We start from the raw sequence: 17,881 nt of genomic DNA on the forward strand, positions 1-17,881 counted from the left end.
TCATTCCGCGGCCGGTGCCGGAGCCTGCCGGCACCGGCCGCAGCGGTTATCCGCCGAGCATCTCGCTGATCGGGCCGCGGGCGAAGTACACCAGGAACCCCGCCGCCACCAGCCACATCAGCGGATGGATTTTCTTCGCCCGCCCGCTGGCCGAGTTCACCAGGACCCAGACAATGAAGCCCACGCCGATGCCGTTTGCAATGGAGTAGGTCAGCGGCATGGTGATCATGGTCAGGAAGGCGGGCATGCCCACGGAGAACTTCTTGAAGTTGATCTCGCGGATCTGCGCGCTCATCAACGTACCGACGACGACGAGGGCAGAGGCTGCCACTTCGATCGGCACCACGCTGGTGAGCGGCGTGAGGAACATGGCGCCGAGGAACAGCACGCCGGTGACCACCGAGGCCAGCCCGGTGCGGGCGCCCTCGCCGATGCCGGCGGCGGAATCGACGTAGACGGTGTTGGAGGAACCGGAGGTAGCGCCGCCGGCTACCGCGCCGATGCCTTCAACGATGAACGCGGACTTCAGCCGCGGGAAAGTGCCGTCCTTGTGCGCCAGCCCGGCACTCTTGGCCAGTCCGGTCATGGTGCCCATCGCGTCGAAGAAGTTGGTAAAGACCAGCGTGAAGACCAGCATGGTGGCGGCCAGGCCCCCGATCCGGGCGAAGGAGCCGAAGATATCGAACTCTCCCACCAGGGTCAGGTCCGGTACCGCGAAGATCTGGCCGGCGAGCACCGGGGTGTTCAGATGCCAGCCGCCCGGATTGGTTTCGGAGGCCGGCCCCAGCTGCAGGGTGGCTTCGAGGATCGCGGCCAGGACCGTGGTGGCGACGATGCCGATCAGGATGCCGCCCTGGACCTTGCGGGCCACGAGGATGCCGATGATCAGCAGCCCGGCTACGAAGACCAGCGTCGGCACCGAGGTGATGGAACCGTTGTCGCCCAACTGGACGGGCGGACCGCCCTCGGTAGCGCGGACAAAGCCGGAGTCCACAAAGCCGATGAAGGTGATGAACAGGCCGATGCCCACCGTGATGGCGGCCTTCAGATCCTTAGGGATGGCGCGGAAGATCGCGGTCCGGGCGCCGGTCATGCCGAAGATGACGATCAGGACGCCGTTGATCACCACCAGGCCCATGGCTTCGGGCCAGGTCACGTCCTGGATGACGGCGACGGCGAGGAAGGAGTTGATGCCGAGCCCCGCGGCGAGGCCGAAGGGCAGGTTGGCGATCAGGCCGAAGAGGATGGTCATCACTCCGGCGGTCAGCCCGGTCACGGCGCCGACCTGTGCGGCCGGCAGCCAGTTTCCGGCGACGTCCACCGGAGCGGAATCGGGTCCGAAACCGCCAAGGATCAGGGGGTTGAGGATCACGATGTAGGCCATCGTGAAGAAGGTGACCAGACCGCCGCGGAATTCGCGTCCCAAGCTGGAGCCGCGTGCGGTGATCTGGAAGTAGCGGTCGATAAGTCCGCGGGGTTGCAGGCCGGCCGGGGGAGTGCCCGGTGTGCCGGGAGCGCCCTGCTGGACATTGTCTGTGCGGGGACGGGTTCTGGGCTGGATTATGGCCATGATGGCACTGCCTCAGTAATCGATCCGGGTCGCCAGACTGTTCCATATATTGAAGGGTTCGAGATGCCCCGTGTTCCCTGGTTCTCCGGTGTCGCGGACCACGGGCATCAGGCGGCGCTCCACCGGAGTGTCGAAGTAGTCGTAGAAGACTGCGTCATCAAACCCCGCGCGGGCGGCATCGTGACGGTCCGCGGCAAACACCACGCGGTCGATCCGTGCCCAGAGCGAGGAGGCCAGACACATCGGGCAGGGTTCGCAGCTGGAGTAGAGCACGGCCCCGCTCAGGTCGAACGTGCCCAGGCTCTGGCAGGCGGCGCGGATGGCCGTGACTTCGGCGTGCGCGGTGGGATCATTATTGGCGGTGACGCGGTTGGCGCCCTCGAAAATCCGCTCGTCCGCGGCAACCACGATGGCGCCGAAGGGCCCGCCGGCATTGCGGACATTGTTGGAGGCGATTTCGACGGCCTTGGCCAGATATTGGCTGGTGGAGATGGTGGTGGTATTCATGGTGGCGACTCCCTGTGATCGGGAAGCAGGCCACGGCATGGCACCAGACGGCGCGGGCGGCGACCTCAGCTTCGACGATTGCTGTTTAGGTTAGTAGCGCCCGGTAGATAGCTCCCGTAGATGGGAGCCCGCCTTTGGCAAGAAAAACTCTAACAGCTGGAAGTGACTGAGACCACACCTTTTGTGGAATTTCTTTTTTGGGATGTGAAAAAACGTTGGAAACCTAGCTCGTTGCGGCCGCGTTCAGTTGTGCCGAGATCTGCTCCGCGGCGCTCCGCAGGAGCGGGACGGCCCGCTTGGCAAAGGCGTCATCAACCCGCGAAACGGGTCCCGAAACCGAGATGGCCATGGGGGTCGGAGCATCCGGTACGGCCATCGCGAAGCAGCGCACGCCGATTTCCTGCTCCTGCTCATCAATGGAGTAGCCGCGCTCGCGGATGTTCTTCAGCTCCAGCATGAGGTCGGAGATGTTGCCAATGCTCATCTCCGTGGGAGTCGGCATGCCGGCGCGCGTCACGATGTCGCGGACGGCGTCATCTTCCAACTGGGCGAGAATCGCCTTGCCGACGCCGGTGTCATGGGTATGGGCGCGGCGGCCGACTTCAGTGAACATGCGCATGGAGTGCGGTGACGGAACCTGGGCGATGTAGACCACCATCTCGGAGTCCAATACCGCCATATTCGCTGATTCGCCCAGAGTCTCGACCAGGTTCTTCAGGTGCGGACGGGCCAAGGAGCCGAGTTGCTTGTTGGCCACTTCGCCGAGGCGGATCAGCCGCGGGCCCAGCGAGTACCGCCGGTTGGCGAGTTGCCGGACGTAGCCCAGCGAAACCAGGGTGCGCAGCAACCGGTGAATGGTGGGCAGGGGCAGCGAGGTGAACGACGACAGCTCACTCAGCGTGACCTCTCCGCCGGCGTTGGTGATGAGCTCGAGAAGCTCGAAAGCCCTCTCGACTGACTGGACGCCTCCGCTGGCTTTCTCTGCCATGGGAACTCACTCTCACATTGCTTGAAAATATCCACTTCGTGGAACTGCTCTCTCAAACATACCGCAAAATCACGGACAATTTCCGCCTGCTGAAAGAAAATGTGGTCGAGGTGGTTGTAATTCCGCTAGTTAGATAATAATATCCATAATACGGAAACTGACCGAGGCCGGTCCGGCCCCAGAACAGAGGAGAATCAATGGCGACTCCCAGCCCCGGGTACTCGATAACCCTGCGTGTGGAAACCCCTGCAAGCTTTACCGCTACCAGCGAGCTCGCAGCCGCTGTTGCTGCCGCCGGTGCAGCTATCACGGCACTTGACGTGACCGAAAGCCACCACGACAGCATGGTCGTGGACATCAGCTGCAACACCGTTGACGCCGCCCACGGCGAGCGGGTCAGTGCTGCGCTGGATGAGCTCGACGGCGTGCAGGTCCGCAAGGTCAGCGACCGCACCTTCCTCATGCATCTCGGCGGCAAGCTGGAAGTTGTCCCCAAGGTTCCCCTGCGCAACCGTGACGACCTGTCCCGCGCCTATACTCCCGGCGTCGCACGTGTTTGCATGGCCATCGCCGAGAATCCGGACGATGCGCGCCGCCTGACGGTCAAGCGCAATACGATCGCTGTGGTGACCGACGGCTCCGCTGTACTGGGCCTGGGCAACATCGGTCCCGCCGCCGCGCTGCCGGTGATGGAGGGCAAGGCCGCCTTGTTCAAGCAGTTCGCCGACGTCGACGCCTGGCCGGTCTGCCTGGACACCCAGGACACCGAGGAAATCATCATGATCGTGAAGGCCCTTGCGCCGGTCTACGGCGGCGTGAACCTGGAAGACATTGCCGCTCCGCGCTGCTTCGAGATCGAGCAGCGACTGCGCGATGAACTCGACATTCCGGTCTTTCACGATGACCAGCACGGTACCGCGATCGTCACGCTGGCCGCACTGCAGAACGCGCTGAAGGTAGTGAACAAGAAGATCGAGGACGTGAAGATTGTGGTGGCCGGCGTCGGCGCCGCGGGCAACGCGATCATCCAGCTGCTGAAGGCGCAGGGCGCACTGAACATCATTGCCTGCGGCCGCAACGGTGCCATCAGCGGTACCGAGACCTACACCGATGCACACCGTACCTGGCTGGCCGAGAACACGAACCCGGACAACTTCACCGGAACCTTGCACGATGCCGTGGCCGGCGCCGACGTCTTCATCGGCGTCAGCGGGCCGAACGTGCTGGGCGAGGAGCAGGTGGCCACGATGGCCAACGACGCCATTATTTTCGCGATGGCCAATCCCGATCCCGAGGTGGACCCGGTGATCGCCGCGAAGTATGCCGCCGTCGTGGCTACCGGACGCAGCGATTTCCCCAACCAGATCAACAACGTGCTGGCCTTCCCCGGGTTCTTCCGCGGTTTGCTCGATGCCGGTGTCGCGGACATTACGCCCGAGATGCTGGTGGCCGCGGCCCACGCCATCGCGGACCGGGTGTCCGCCGAAGAGCTCAACGCCAGCTTCATCATTCCCAGTGTTTTCGATCCCCACGTGGCATCCGACGTCGCCGCAGCTGTAGCGTCGGCCGCAATGGCCAAGTAAAGGAAGGCAACATCATGACTCTCACCGTGACAAACAATGCACCAGCAGCCGGAGCCGAAAGGATCCTGACGGCCGAAGCCCTGGGGTTCGTGGAAAAGCTGCACCAGAAGTTCGCCGTCACCCGCGACAGCCTGCTGGCGGACCGCGTGTCCAACCGGCAGAAGGCCGCGGCTTCCGGCGGGCTGGACTTCCTGCCCGAAACCAAGCACGTCCGCGAGGGCGACTGGAAGGTCGCCCCGGCGCCGGCGAAGCTGCAGGACCGCCGGGTGGAAATGACCGGACCGGCCTCGCCGGCGAAGATGGCCATCAACGCGCTGAACTCCGGCGCCAAGGTCTGGCTGGCCGACCTGGAGGATGCCTCCACGCCCACCTGGCCCAACGTCATCGACGCGCTGGCGAACCTGACCGCCGCAGCACACGGTGAGCTGGCGTTCACCTCGCCAGAAGGCAAGGAGTACCGGCTGCGCACCGACGCGCCGCTGGCCACCGTGGTCATGCGCCCGCGCGGCTGGCACCTGCCGGAAAAGAACATCCAGATCGACGGGCAGCCGGCTGTGGGTGCGCTGGTGGATTTCGGCCTGCACTTCTTCCACAACGCCGAGTACCTCTTTGAGCGCGGCGACGGACCGTTCTATTACCTGCCGAAGACCGAGAGCTACCTCGAGGCCCGGCTCTGGAACGATATCTTCTCCTTCGCCGAGGCCGAGCTGGGCCTGCCGCAGGGTTCCGTCCGCGCCACGGTGCTGATCGAAACCATCCCGGCCGCCTTCCAGATGGACGAGATCCTGTACGAACTGCGCGAGCACGCCTCCGGCCTGAACGCCGGTCGCTGGGACTACTTGTTCAGCATCATCAAGTACTTCCGCGAGGCCGGCGAAAGCTTTGTCATGCCGGACCGCGCCTCCGTGGCGATGACGGCGCCCTTCATGCGTGCCTACACCGAGCTGCTGGTCAAGACCTGCCACCGCCGCGGCGCCTTCGCCATGGGCGGGATGGCGGCAGTCATTCCGAACCGCAAGGAACCCGAAGTCACCGAACAGGCCTTCGCCAAGGTCCGGGCCGACAAGACCCGCGAAGCGAACGATGGTTTCGACGGCTCCTGGGTGGCCCACCCGGACCTGGTTCCGGTCTGCCGCGAGATCTTCGACTCGGTCTTGGGCGACAAGCCCAACCAGATTGACCGCCTCCGCGACGAGGTTGAGGTCACCGCGGCCCAGCTGCTGGATGTGTCTTCCGCCCAGGGCAAAGTCACCGAGGCCGGCCTGCGGCTGAACCTCTACGTGGCCGTTGCCTACACCGCCGTCTGGATCTCCGGCAACGGCGCCGTGGCCATCCACAACCTGATGGAGGATGCCGCCACCGCCGAGATTTCCCGCACCCAGGTCTGGCAGCAGCTGCACAACCAGGTCACGCTGGCCGACACCGGCAACACCGTCACGCGCGAGCTGGTGGAGCGCATCCTCACCGAGGAAACCGAGAAACTGCGCGGTGAAATCAACGACGCCGACAAGTTCGCCAAGTACTACGAGCCGGCCAGCAAGCTGATCGCGGATCTGACCATCGGCGGCGGGGACTTCGTGGAGTTCCTGACGCTCCCGGCGTACGAGCTGGTTTCCTGATGGCGGCCAAGCTCGCCCTCTCCGGCGCTGTCGCCGCCAGGATCGACGCGGACCTGCGCGCCACCGACGAGTTGCTGTCCTCGGCCTATCCGGGCGAGGGCGGCGGACGGCAGCCGGTCCATACGGTCTACGTCCCGGCCGACTCGTTCACCCTTGACCTGGCCGCGCGCTGGGGCGGGGACGCACTGGCCGCGGTGAAAGAACACGGCGGCCTGGAGCAGCTGGCCACCTCCCTCGGCCTGGGGGAGAGCGCCCAGCTGGCCGAGCTGGTCCGCCGCAAGCTCGAAAGCGAGCCGATCGAGGACCTGCGGCTGGACTTCGAGGACGGCTACGGCAACCGCCCGGATGAGGAAGAGGACGCCGACGCGCTGAAGGCCGGTGCCCTCGTGGCCCAGGCAGTGGCCGCCGGCACCGCCCCGCCGTTCATCGGCATCCGGTTCAAGTGCTTCGAAGGGCCCACCCGCGCCCGCGGCCTGCGCACGTTGGACCGGTTCATCGGTGCCCTCGTGGAGGAATGCGGAGAGCGCGGCCTGCCGCAGGGGCTGGTGCTGACGCTGCCCAAGGTCAGCACGGTAGCCCAGGTGCAGGCGATGGTCTTCGCCTGCGAGCAGCTGGAGCAGGCGCACAACCTGACCGCGGGACGGCTGCGCTTCGAGGTCCAGATGGAAACCCCGCAGCTGATCCTCGCCGCGGATGGCACGATGCCGGTGGCGCAGGTGATCCACGCCGGCGCCGGCCGGGTCAGCTCGCTGCACTACGGCACCTACGACTACAGCGCGTCCCTTGGTATCGCGGCCGCCTACCAGTCCATGGAGCACCCGGCCGCGGACTACGCCAAGGCCGTCATGCAAGTGGCCGTGGCCGGCACCGGCGTGCACCTCTCGGACGGATCCACCAACATCCTGCCGCTTGGCGACGCGGAGAATGTGGCGAAGGCCTGGGCGCTGCACGCACGCCTGGTCCGCCGGCACCTGGAACGCGGCATCTACCAGGGCTGGGACCTGCACTCGGCCCAGCTGCCCACCCGCTTCCTGGCCACCTACGCGTTCTACCGTGACGGCTTCGAGGCTGCCGCGGTGCGGCTGAAGAACTATGTCCACGGCATCGACAGCGCCATTATGGATGAACCGGCAACGGCCCGCGCCCTGGCCCGCTTCCTCCACCGAGGGCTGGTCTGCGGCGCCGTCGAAAGCAATGAGTTCGAGCGGCAGGCCGAGGTGTCCGTTGCCCAGCTCGAGGCCATCGCCCATCCCCAATCCGCTTCCACCAGCGAGGAAACCCATGACTAAGCAGACAAGCTACTTCGCCAACCCGGCCGGTCACCCGCCGCAGACGGACCTGCTGACCGACCGCGCCATCGTCACCGAGGCCTACACGGTGATCCCGCGTGGCGTCATGCGCGACATTGTCACCAGTGTGCTGCCCGACTGGGACGACACCCGCGTCTGGATCCTCAACCGCCCGGTCGCCGGCGGCGCCACCACCTTCGCGCAGTACCTGATGGAGGTTGCTCCGGGCGGCGGTTCGGCCAAGCCCGAGGCGCAGAGCACGGTGGAGGGCTTCATCTTCGTCGTCGACGGCGAACTCAGCGTCACCATCGAAGGCGAAAACCGCGTCCTGGCCCCGGGCGGCTTTGCCTACGCGCCGGCCGGTTCCCAGTGGCAGGTGAAGAACGACGGCGGTGCTGCCGCCAAGTTCCACTGGATCCGCAAGGCCTACCAGGCCCTGGAGGGCTACACCGCGAAGCCGGTGTTCGGCAACGAGCAGGAACTCGAGCCGAACCCGATGCCGGGCACGGACAACAAGTGGCGCACCACCCGGATGCTGCCGGTCGATGACCTGGCGTACGACATGCACATCAACATCGTCACGTTCGAGCCGGGCGCCTCCATCCCGTTCGCCGAAACGCATGTCATGGAGCACGGCCTCTACGTGCTCGAAGGCAAGGCGGTCTACCGGCTGAACGAGGACTGGGTCGAGGTGCAGGAGGGCGACTACATGTCGCTGCGCGCCTTCTGCCCGCAGGCCTGCTACGCCGGCGGCCCGTCCAACTTCCGCTACCTGCTGTACAAGGACGTGAACCGCCAGATCGTCCTCTGACGAACACCACCGGCCGCTGCGGCCGGACAAGACTGCTCCGCCCCCGTTTGAGAGTCCGGGGGCGGAGCTATTTTGCTTTAATTCGGTGATTCCTCGGGCACGCCGGGCTCCCAGCGCAGCAGATCTCCGGGTTGGCACTCCAGTACCTCGCACAAGGCGGCGAGCGTGGTGAAGCGCACGGCCTTGGCACGGCCGTTCTTGAGCACCGCCAGGTTGGCGGGCGTGATTCCGACGCGTTCCGCGAGCACGCCCACGGGCATCTTGCGCTTGGCCAGCATCACGTCAATGTCGACGATGATGGCCATCAAATCACCTCGTCCAGCTCGGTCCGCAGATGCTTGGCTTCAACATCGCGGGCAACGGCTTGCGCCAGGAGCTTCCGGAGCACCAGGACGATCAGCGCCATCCCGGCGATCAGCAGGGACGCACCGCAGATCAACAGGACGATGCCGGGAGCAATACCGCCCGGTGCCAGCAGCACGGCAAGCCCGAACATGAGGACCGACGCCGCCGCTACCGCGCCGAAGATGACGTCCACGTACCGGAAGGCGCGGTGGGAGAAGACCGTTCCCCGCCGCACCATCGTCAGCAGCCGCCACACGCAGACCATGGTGACCTGCACGGTGACGATGCCCAGCACCACGATCACGAGGAACAGGATGCGCAGGGCGGTGTCCGCGCCGGCCTGGTCCAGATCAGTGGAAATCAGCGGCACCATCCACACCTGGATGAACAGCGAGCCGGCGAGCAGCAGGGCGAGCACAAGGCGCAACGCCAGGACCGTTAGCTTTCCCAATGGAGTCTCCTTATTGTCGACTAACAAGGTAAATCTATCGATAAACAGTAATTAGCGCAAGCCAGCGGTTGATTGATGGAAAAGAGTTTCCATTTTATGGAAAAGAAGCTTGACAGTGCTCGCGGTCCCTCGCTACGCTTTTCGTAGAGCAAAAGTAAACTTCCACATTCTGGAATAAGCGAATCCCGAGGAATACCAATGTCTTACACCGTGAACTGCTCCATCCTCTTCACCGAACTGCCCCTGCTGGAACGCCCCGCGGCCGCCGTCGCCGCCGGCTTCGACAGCGTGGAGTTCTGGTGGCCGTTCGCCGAATCCGTTCCCGGCGACGCCGACGTCACTGCATTCGAACACGCGATCACCGACGCCGGCGTCCAGCTCACCGGGCTCAACTTCAACGCCGGCGACATGCCGGGCGGGGACCGCGGCCTGGTGTCCTGGGAGGGACGCGACGCCGAATTCCGGGACAACATCGCCGTCGTCGCCGGTATCGGTGAGCGCCTGGGCTGCAAGGCCTTCAACGCGCTCTACGGCAACCGCCTGGACGAGCACACCCCGGAGGCACAGGACGAGGTGGCGCTGGCCAACCTCGTCGCCGCGGCCGAAGGCGTCGCCACGATCGGCGGTACCGTCCTGCTCGAGCCCGTTTCCGGCGCGGAGCGCTACCCGCTCAAGACTGCGCAGGACGCGCTCGATGTGATCGGCAAGGTCCACGCCGAGGGCCCGCAGAACATCAAGCTCCTCGCCGACTTCTACCACCTGGCCGTCAACGGCGACGACGTGGCGGCAGTCATCGAGAACCACGCCAAGGATTTCGGCCACATCCAGATCGCCGACAGCCCCGGCCGCGGCGCCCCCGGAACCGGCGAACTGCCGCTCGGCGAATGGATCTCCCGCAGCCGCCAGCTCGGCTACCAGGGCCCCATCGGACTCGAGTACAAGGCGCCGGCCGAGCAGGCCTTCGGCTGGCTCATCCGCTAACCGTCCGCCTCACCGTCTCAGCACAGACTCTTACCGACCAGCACGAAGCAAAGGACTTTCATCATGACCAACGTTGCAGTTATCGGACTCGGCATCATGGGCCTGCCCATGGCCATCAACCTCGTCAAGGCCGGCCACAGCGTTACCGGCTTCAACCGTAGCCAGGACAAGATCGACAAGCTGGCGGCCGAAGGCGGCACGGGCGCCAACAGCATCGCCGACGCGGTGAAGGACGCCGACGTCATTATCACCATGGTGCCGGACTCGCCGGATGTTGAAGCAGTGGTCACCGGTGAGGAAGGTGTCTTCGCCAACGCCAAGCAGGGCGCACTCTGGATCGACGCCAGCAGCATCCGCCCCGACGTCGCCGTCCGCCTGGCCGAAGAGGCCCGCGCCGCAGGCCTCCGCCCGTTGGACGCCCCGGTTTCCGGCGGCGAGCAGGGCGCCATTGACGGCGTGCTGTCCATTATGGTCGGCGGCGAGGCAGCCGACTTCGAAGCCGCGCAGGATATTTTCGACGCCGTGGGCAAGACCATTGTTCACGTGGGTCCCTCCGGCTCCGGCCAGACGGTCAAGGCTGCCAACCAGCTGATCGTCGCCGTGAACATCGAAGTCCTCGGCGAGGCCATCGCCTTCCTCGAGGCCTACGGCGTGGACACCGACGCCGCGCTCAAGGTGCTCGGCGGCGGCCTGGCCGGCTCCAAGGTACTTGAGCAGAAGGGCCAGAAGATGCTGGACCGCAACTTCGACCCGGGCTTCCGCCTCGCCCTGCACCACAAGGACCTGGGCATCGTCACCTCTGCCGCCCGCGAAGCCAACGTGGCCATCCCGCTTGGCGCCGCCGTTGCACAACTGGTCGCCGCCACCGTCAACCAGGGCGACGGCGGACTGGACCACTCGGGCCTCTTCAAGCAGGTCCTGCAGCTCTCCGGCGGGAAGTAAAAGCACCCCGGCGGCAGGCCGGAACCGCACCCAAGACAAGCAGCCGGCGTCGTAATTTGGCGACGCCGGCTCCACCGAACACACCCAAAAACAGCCCGCGAAGGGCTCCACCACAGGCTTTCAAGGAGATTCCCATGACCAAGATGCGCACCGTAGACGCTGCCATCGCCATCCTGGAAAAGGAGGGCGCCACCGAGGCGTTCGGCCTGCCAGGGGCGGCCATCAACCCGTTCTACTCCGCCATGCGGGCCCACGGCGGCATCCGCCACACGCTGGCCCGCCACGTTGAAGGCGCCTCGCACATGGCCGACGGCTACTCCCGCGCCGCGGACGGCAACATCGGCATCTGCGTGGGCACCTCCGGCCCCGCCGGCACCGACATGATCACCGGGCTGTACGCGGCCTGGGCCGACTCGGTCCCGATCCTGTGCATCACGGGCCAGGCGCCGGTGGCGAAGCTGCACAAGGAAGACTTCCAGGCGGTGGACATCGAGACCATCGCCAAGCCGGTGACGAAGATGGCCATGACCATCCTGGAGCCGGCGCAGGTTCCCGGCGCCTTCCAGAAGGCCTTCCAGCTGATGCGCTCCGGCCGCCCCGGACCCGTGCTGCTGGACCTGCCCATCGACGTGCAGATGGCCCAGATCGAATTCGACATCGACACCTACGAGCCGCTGTCCGTGGAGAAGCCGAAGGCCTCCCGCAAGCAGGCCGAAAAGGCCCTCGACATGCTCACCGCCGCGGAGCGTCCGCTGATCGTGGCCGGCGGTGGCATCATCAACGCCGGCGCCTCCGCGCAACTGGTGGAGCTGGCCGAACTGCTCAACATCCCGGTCATCCCGACGTTGATGGGCTGGGGCACCATCCCCGACAGCCACCGCCTGATGGCCGGCATGGCGGGCCTGCAGACCTCGCACCGCTACGGCAACGAGAACATGCTGGCCTCGGACTTTGTGATCGGCATCGGCAACCGGTGGGCCAACCGCCACACCGGCGGCCTGGACACCTACACCAAGGGCCGCAAGTTCGTGCACATCGACATCGAGCCCACCCAGATCGGCCGCGTCTTCGCGCCGGACCTGGGCATCACCTCGGACGCCGGCGCCGCACTGGAGATCCTGCTCGAGGTGGCCCAGGAGCGCAAGGCCGCCGGCAAGCTGCCGGACTACTCCGGCTGGGCCGGCGAATGCACAGAGCGCAAGGGCAAGCTGCAGCGCAAGACCCACTTCGAGAACGTGCCGATCAAGCCGCAGCGCGTGTACGAGGAGATGAACAAGGCCTTCGGCGAGGACACCACCTACGTGTCCACCATCGGCCTGTCGCAGATCGCCGGCGCCCAGCTGCTGCACGTGTTCGGCCCGCGCCGCTGGATCAACGCCGGCCAGGCCGGCCCGCTGGGCTGGACCGCTCCGGCCGCCCTCGGTGTGGTGCGCGGCAAGCCGGACGAGACCGTGGTGGCCCTGTCCGGCGACTACGACTTCCAGTTCATGATCGAAGAGCTGGCCGTGGGCGCGCAGTTCCAGCTGCCGTACATCCACGTGGTGGTCAACAACTCCTACCTGGGCCTGATCCGCCAGTCGCAGCGTGGCTTCGAGATGGATTACCACGTCTCGCTGGCCTTCGAGAACGTCAACTCCCCGGAGATGAACGGCTACGGCGTGGACCACGTCAAGGTCGCTGAGGGCCTGGGCTGCAAGGCCGTGCGCGTGGAAAACCCGGAAGACCTCTCCGCCGCGTTCGACAAGGCCCGCGCGCTGATGGCCGAGTACAAGGTGCCGGTGATTGTAGAGGTCATCCTGGAGCGCGTCACCAACATCTCCATGGGCACCGAATTGGACAACGTGAACGAGTTCGAAGGCGTGGCCGAGACCGCTGCCGACGCTCCCACCGCCATCATGGCCCTGCAGGGCTGAACCTGCCATGAAAGTGGTGATTGCACCGGATAAGTTCAAGGGCTCGCTCACCGCCCCGGAAGTCGCCGCGGCGGTGGAACGGGGCCTGCGGGCGGTCGCCCCGGACATCCAGGTCACCAACGTTCCCGTGGCCGACGGCGGAGAAGGCACCCTTCAGGCCGCCGTCGGCGCCGGGTACACGCGGCATCTCGCCACCGTTGCCGGACCTACCGGCATGCCGCTGGAGGCGGCCATCGCGGTCAAGGGCCAACAGGCCGTGATCGAGATGGCCGCGGCCTCCGGCCTGGATGTGCTGCCCGGCGGCCGGCTGCAGGCGCTCACCGCCACCAGCCTCGGCACCGGGGAACTGATCAGCGCGGCCCTGGACCTGGGCTGCACCAGCATCATCCTCGGCGTGGGCGGCAGTGCCTGCACCGACGGCGGCGCGGGGCTGCTCCAAGGCCTGGGTGCCATCCTGAAGGACGACGGCGGACGCTTCCTTCCGCGCGGCGGCGCGGCTTTGGCGCGGCTCGCCGAAGTGGACCTGTCCGGCCTGGACCCGCGGCTGGCAGGCGTTTCCTTCGTGCTCGCCTCGGACGTGGACAACCCGCTGCTCGGCGAGAACGGTGCCGCCGCGGTCTTCGGCCCGCAAAAAGGCGCCTCGGCGGAAGACGTGGCAACGCTGGACGCAGCCCTGACGCAGTTCGTGCGGGTCCTTGGCCCGGAACTGGGAGCGGGCACGGCTGCGATGGCGCATCTGCCCGGCTCCGGTGCCGCCGGCGGCGTTGGGTTCGCGGCACTGGCAGTGCTGGAGGCGCAGCGAAGGCGTGGCATCGACGTCGTTATTGAACTAACCGGCCTGCGGGACAAACTCGGCGGGGCCGATCTCGTAATCACGGGCGAGGGCAGCCTGGATACCCAGAGCCTCGAGGGCAAGACTCCAATTGGCGTGGCCACCGAAGCCGCGGCGGCCGGCGTGCCCGTTTTCGCGGTCTGCGGCCGTACACTTTTGTCGGACACTCAGCTGGAATCGGCAGGGCTTGCGCAAACGTATGCCCTGACGGATCTTGAAAGTGACGTCTCCGTCTGCATGGCCGAGGCGGGCAGGCTGCTCGAACGCATCGGTGCGGAGATCGGACTGCGGTTGCTGGCAGGTGACATCGGCGGCAGGGAACTGGAAGCTCAGAGGGGAGCATAAGTGGGCGGCGAAGGAACTTCACCGGAATACGACCTGGTCATTCGGGGCGAGCGGATCCTGACGACGGCGGGGGTCGCCGCACGCGAGGTCGGCGTGCGCGACGGCTCGATTGTGGCCATCGAACCGCTGGGCAACGGGCTGCAGGGCCGCGAAGTCCTTGAGCTTGCCGCCGACGAGACGCTGATCCCCGGACTGGTGGACACGCACGTGCACGTCAACGAGCCCGGCCGCACCGAGTGGGAGGGCTTCGCCTCCGCCACCCGGGCCGCGGCCGCCGGCGGCGTTACCACCATCATCGACATGCCGCTGAACAGCATCCCGCCCACGGTCAACGCCGCCGCGCTGGAGGAAAAGCGCAACGCCGCACGGGACCAGGCCTTTGTTGACGTCGGTTTCTGGGGCGGGGCCGTGCCCGGCAACATCGGCGACCTGCGGCCGCTGCACGACGAGGGTGTCTTCGGCTTCAAGTGCTTCCTGCTGCACTCCGGCGTGGACGAGTTCCCGCCGCTGGACGCGGACGAGATGGAAAAGGACATGGCGGAGCTGAAGAACTTCGACTCGCTGATGATCGTCCATGCCGAAGATTCGCGGGCCATTGAACGTGCGCCGCATGCCGAGGGCGACCAGTACCAGCGCTTCCTGGCCTCCCGCCCGCGCGGCGCGGAGAACGTGGCCATCGCCGAGGTGATCGAGCGGGCCCGCTGGACCGGCGCCCGCGCCCACATCCTGCACCTGTCCTCCTCGGACGCGCTGCCGATGATCGCCAGTGCCAAGCGCGACGGCGTGAAGCTCACCGTGGAGACGTGCCCGCACTACCTGACGCTGCTGGCGGAGGAAATCCCCAACGGCGCGACGGCGTTCAAATGCTGCCCGCCCATCCGCGAGGCATCCAACCGGGAGCTGCTGTGGAAGGGCCTCGAGGACGGCATCATCGACTGCATCGTCTCGGACCATTCGCCCAGCACGCTGGATCTGAAGGACCTGGAGAACGGCGACTTCGGCGTGGCCTGGGGCGGCGTCGCCTCGCTGCAGCTCGGGATCTCTTTAATCTGGACCGAAGCCCGGCAGCGCGGCGTCCCGCTCGAGCAGGTAGTGGACTGGATGTCCCGCCGGCCGGCCGAGCTCGCCCGGATGACCCGCAAGGGCCAGCTGGCCCTGGGGTACGACGCCGACTTCTCCGTCTTCGCCGCCGATGCAAGCTTCGTGGTGGACGCGAAGAAGCTCAAGCACAAGAACCCGATCACGCCCTACGACGGCAAGCCGCTGGCCGGCGTCGTCCGTCGGACGTTCCTCCGCGGTGCGGAGATCGACGGCGAGACACCCACCGGCCGGCTGATCCGGCGCGGCACCGCCTGAGGTACAGGCAAAAATGGAGGCCTCCCCGTGGGGAAGGCCTCCATTGTTTTCAGTTGCGGGGCGTCAGTTCACGCCGAGCGATTCGCGCAGCCGCGCCACGTGGCCCTTGGCGTCCACGTTGTACTCGGCATGGCGGACGTTGCCGTCAGGATCGACGACGACGGTGCTGCGCAGCGTCCCGGTGAACTTCTTGCCGTTGAACTCCTTCTCGCCAAACGAGCCGTAGGCCTTGGCCACCTCGTTGTCGGTGTCCGAGAGCAGCGGGAAGGTCAGGGACTCGGCCTCGGCGAAGGCCTGCAGTGCCTCGGGCTCATCCGGGGAAATGCCGACGACGTCGAAACCGGCTCCCTGCAGCGAGTTCAGGTTGTCGCGGAAATCGCAAGCTTCCGTGGTACAGCCCGGGGTAGCGGCCTTCGGATAGAAGTAGACCACCACGTTGCGGCCGGCGTAGTCGGCCAGCGAGACCTTGCTGCCGGAAGCATCGGGCAGCGTGAAGGACGGGGCGGGGGTTCCTGGCTGGAGTTGCGTCATGAAGCAGTCCCTTTCGTATTGCGGAAGTTCTTTATTGCATTGCGAGAACTACTTCCAGTCTATTCTCTGCTGGCCGCCATAGTCCAGCCTCGAGCCACTGTCAGTCCAGCGCGACCGGGCCCAGCTCCGCCAGCAGCTCGCCGGGTCCAGGGTTGTCTTCGGCGCACTTGCCGCCGAGGTGGTTGACCACGCCCCACACCGCATTCAGCCCCGTGGTCACGGCACCCTCCGCCCAGCCTGCCGTGAAGGAAACGTCGTCCCCGGCGAGGAAGATTCCGCGCTGGCGGGCAGGCAGTTGGTCCTGCTTGAAGTGCGTGAACAGCCTCTGCTGGTAGCGGTAGTGGCCGGGCAGGTTGGCCTTGAACGCACCCATGAAGTTCGGGTCGGCCTCCCAGGAGACGGTGATCGGCTCGCCGACAATGTGCGAGGCGATATCCACGCCGGGATAGATCTGGGCCAGCGAGTGCAGCATCAGCCGGACCCGCTCGTCGGCATCGAGCGAAAGCCACTTCAGGGCGTCGTCGTTCCAGGTGTAGGAGAGCAGGATGACCGCCGGCTTGTCCGGCCCGTTGTCCAGCAGATACGTGGCGCGGGGGAGCCGGTCCGTGAGCGTCATGCTGAGCACTTCGCGGCCGGTCGCCGGGTCGCGGTCCTTCCAGAACGGCCGGTCCACCATCACGAAGGTTTTGGAGGACTGCATGTAGTGGTTGCGCTCGATGGCGGTCCACACGCCCGGCTCGAAGAGCGCTTCCTCGGTGTGGATCCGGGTGGAGAGCAGCCACGTCTGGCAGGTCACCACCGCCGAACGGTAGCTGGCGCTGTGGCCCCACTTGTCCGCGATGACGATGTCGCCGTCGGGATTTTCGTCCGTGGGGGCACCGCGGGTAATGCTTGCGACGGCGCCGCGGGCGCTGCCGCGGTGGAGGCTGGCCAGCGAGGTCCCGGCCGGCCAGAAGGCGCAGTCCTCGGGCGCGTAGTTCCAGAGCGCTTCCGGCAGCCGCTGGGCGCCGCCGACAATGCCGCGATGCTGGTCATCGGCGTCGGTGTAGACCACGCGCAGGATTTCCAGGATGGAGTTGGGGAAGTCCGTGTCCCAGCCGCCGGTGCCGAAACCGACCTGGCCGAATGCCTCGCGGTGTTCGAATCCCGCGGCCTTGAACGCACGGCTGGCAGCAATGAATCCGTAGAACGTCTGCTCGTCGAACTCCGGCAGCATCGCGTTCCACAGTTCCTTGATGCGGGCGGTGTCGCGTTTCCGGATGGCCTGCTGCATCTCGTCGAAGGATGCGTGCTCGCGCAGCGCCGCCTTCCACGCATCGGCCACCTCGCGGAAGAACTCCGGCAGGTCTTCGGGCTGCTCGGCATAGTGTTTCTGCCCGCCCAGCTCGATGACGGTGCTGGTAGTAGGGCCGGACAGCGGGTTGGGGAACTCGGTGGTTTCCAGCCCGAGCTTGTCCAGATAGTGGTAGAACGCCCTGCCGGAGACCGGGAAGCGCATGCCGCCCAGGTCCGCAACGACGTCGGGAGCCCCGGGGAACGCGGCCGTCTTCAGCCTGCCGCCGATCGCGCCGGCCTCATAGACAACCGGTTTAAGCCCCAGTTTCATCAGCTCGTACGCTGTCACCAGCCCGGACAGCCCGGCGCCGACCACGGCCACCTCGGCGCCGTGCAGGTGCTCCGGGACGGAGCCCAGCCCGGCGGGGTGGGCGAGGTAGTGGTCGTAGCTGAACGGGAAGTCCGGGTTCAGCATGGTGATCGGATTCTCGTCCGCTGCGGCCGGGGCGTGGAGTTCGGTGGCCAGTGTCATGGTGCTTAGCT

At 66.2% G+C, this 17,881-nt stretch carries 16 protein-coding genes; 9 read left to right on the plus strand and 7 right to left on the minus strand.

Annotation, left to right across the window (positions count from 1 at the left end):
• Positions 1–46 precede the first annotated feature (46 nt).
• The 3 genes from HGO92_RS13340 to HGO92_RS13350 all read right to left on the minus strand — a co-directional run bounded on the left by HGO92_RS13340 (position 47) and on the right by HGO92_RS13350 (position 3,065).
• Positions 47–1,570 (minus strand): NCS2 family permease, encoded by a 1,524-nt coding sequence (locus tag HGO92_RS13340; RefSeq protein ID WP_240974611.1) that lies wholly within the window; start codon positions 1,568–1,570, stop codon positions 47–49.
• 12 nt (positions 1,571–1,582) lie between these two features.
• Positions 1,583–2,077 carry a nucleoside deaminase gene (locus HGO92_RS13345; RefSeq protein WP_169995564.1) on the minus strand — a complete coding sequence of 165 codons (495 nt, stop codon included), beginning with the start codon at positions 2,075–2,077 and terminating at the stop codon, positions 1,583–1,585.
• Between the two features lie 223 nt (positions 2,078–2,300).
• The gene (locus HGO92_RS13350) at positions 2,301–3,065 is read right to left on the minus strand and encodes an IclR family transcriptional regulator (protein WP_169995565.1); all 765 of its coding nucleotides are present in this window, start codon (positions 3,063–3,065) and stop codon (positions 2,301–2,303) included.
• A gap of 197 nt (positions 3,066–3,262) precedes the next feature.
• Between HGO92_RS13350 and HGO92_RS13355 the strand changes: the two genes are divergently transcribed.
• From HGO92_RS13355 to HGO92_RS13370, 4 genes are read left to right on the plus strand one after another with little or no spacing between them, the layout of a single operon-like run.
• Entirely contained in the window at positions 3,263–4,648 is a 1,386-nt protein-coding gene (locus HGO92_RS13355) for an NAD-dependent malic enzyme (protein WP_169995568.1), read from the plus strand.
• A 14-nt stretch (positions 4,649–4,662) separates the two neighbouring features.
• Complete coding sequence (gene aceB, locus HGO92_RS13360; RefSeq protein WP_169995570.1) at positions 4,663–6,267, plus strand: malate synthase A; 1,605 nt, start codon at positions 4,663–4,665, stop codon at positions 6,265–6,267.
• The gene (locus HGO92_RS13365) at positions 6,267–7,556 is read left to right on the plus strand and encodes a DUF6986 family protein (RefSeq protein WP_169995572.1); all 1,290 of its coding nucleotides are present in this window, start codon (positions 6,267–6,269) and stop codon (positions 7,554–7,556) included. The genes aceB and HGO92_RS13365 overlap by 1 nt, the downstream gene beginning before the upstream one ends.
• Positions 7,549–8,367, plus strand: a complete 819-nt coding sequence (locus HGO92_RS13370; protein WP_169995574.1) for a bifunctional allantoicase/(S)-ureidoglycine aminohydrolase — start codon at positions 7,549–7,551, stop codon at positions 8,365–8,367. Before HGO92_RS13365 ends, HGO92_RS13370 begins: the two co-directional genes overlap by 8 nt.
• A gap of 77 nt (positions 8,368–8,444) precedes the next feature.
• Here HGO92_RS13370 and HGO92_RS13375 read toward each other — a convergent pair whose 3' ends face one another.
• Positions 8,445–8,672, minus strand: a complete 228-nt coding sequence (locus HGO92_RS13375) for a helix-turn-helix domain-containing protein (RefSeq protein ID WP_169995576.1) — start codon at positions 8,670–8,672, stop codon at positions 8,445–8,447.
• Positions 8,672–9,163, minus strand: a complete 492-nt coding sequence (locus HGO92_RS13380) for a DUF2975 domain-containing protein (RefSeq protein WP_169995578.1) — start codon at positions 9,161–9,163, stop codon at positions 8,672–8,674. Before HGO92_RS13380 ends, HGO92_RS13375 begins: the two co-directional genes overlap by 1 nt.
• A 198-nt stretch (positions 9,164–9,361) precedes the next feature.
• On the opposite strand from HGO92_RS13380, the gene HGO92_RS13385 reads away from it, so the two are divergent.
• The 5 genes from HGO92_RS13385 (at position 9,362) to allB (ending at position 15,532) form a co-directional block, all read left to right on the plus strand.
• Positions 9,362–10,144, plus strand: a complete 783-nt coding sequence (locus tag HGO92_RS13385; RefSeq protein ID WP_169995579.1) for a hydroxypyruvate isomerase family protein — start codon at positions 9,362–9,364, stop codon at positions 10,142–10,144.
• 63 nt (positions 10,145–10,207) lie between these two features.
• A complete protein-coding gene (locus tag HGO92_RS13390; protein WP_169995581.1) occupies positions 10,208–11,086 on the plus strand; it encodes a 2-hydroxy-3-oxopropionate reductase in 879 nt (292 codons plus the stop codon).
• A 134-nt stretch (positions 11,087–11,220) separates the two neighbouring features.
• Entirely contained in the window at positions 11,221–12,999 is a 1,779-nt protein-coding gene (gcl, locus tag HGO92_RS13395; protein WP_169995583.1) for a glyoxylate carboligase, read from the plus strand.
• Positions 13,000–13,006: 7 nt separating this feature from the next.
• Positions 13,007–14,176: a glycerate kinase gene (locus HGO92_RS13400; RefSeq protein ID WP_169995585.1), complete on the plus strand. Its 1,170-nt coding sequence runs from the start codon at positions 13,007–13,009 to the stop codon at positions 14,174–14,176.
• A complete protein-coding gene (gene allB, locus HGO92_RS13405) occupies positions 14,177–15,532 on the plus strand; it encodes an allantoinase AllB (protein ID WP_169995587.1) in 1,356 nt (451 codons plus the stop codon).
• A gap of 63 nt (positions 15,533–15,595) precedes the next feature.
• Here allB and bcp read toward each other — a convergent pair whose 3' ends face one another.
• Together bcp and HGO92_RS13415 are read right to left on the minus strand one after the other, a co-directional pair.
• The gene (gene bcp / locus HGO92_RS13410) at positions 15,596–16,063 is read right to left on the minus strand and encodes a thioredoxin-dependent thiol peroxidase (RefSeq protein WP_169995589.1); all 468 of its coding nucleotides are present in this window, start codon (positions 16,061–16,063) and stop codon (positions 15,596–15,598) included.
• A gap of 100 nt (positions 16,064–16,163) precedes the next feature.
• The gene (locus HGO92_RS13415) at positions 16,164–17,870 is read right to left on the minus strand and encodes a flavin monoamine oxidase family protein (protein WP_205834470.1); all 1,707 of its coding nucleotides are present in this window, start codon (positions 17,868–17,870) and stop codon (positions 16,164–16,166) included.
• Positions 17,871–17,881 lie beyond the last annotated feature (11 nt).

The organism is Crystallibacter degradans (assembly GCF_012952295.1).
In the GTDB taxonomy this organism is placed as follows: domain Bacteria; phylum Actinomycetota; class Actinomycetes; order Actinomycetales; family Micrococcaceae; genus Crystallibacter; species Crystallibacter degradans.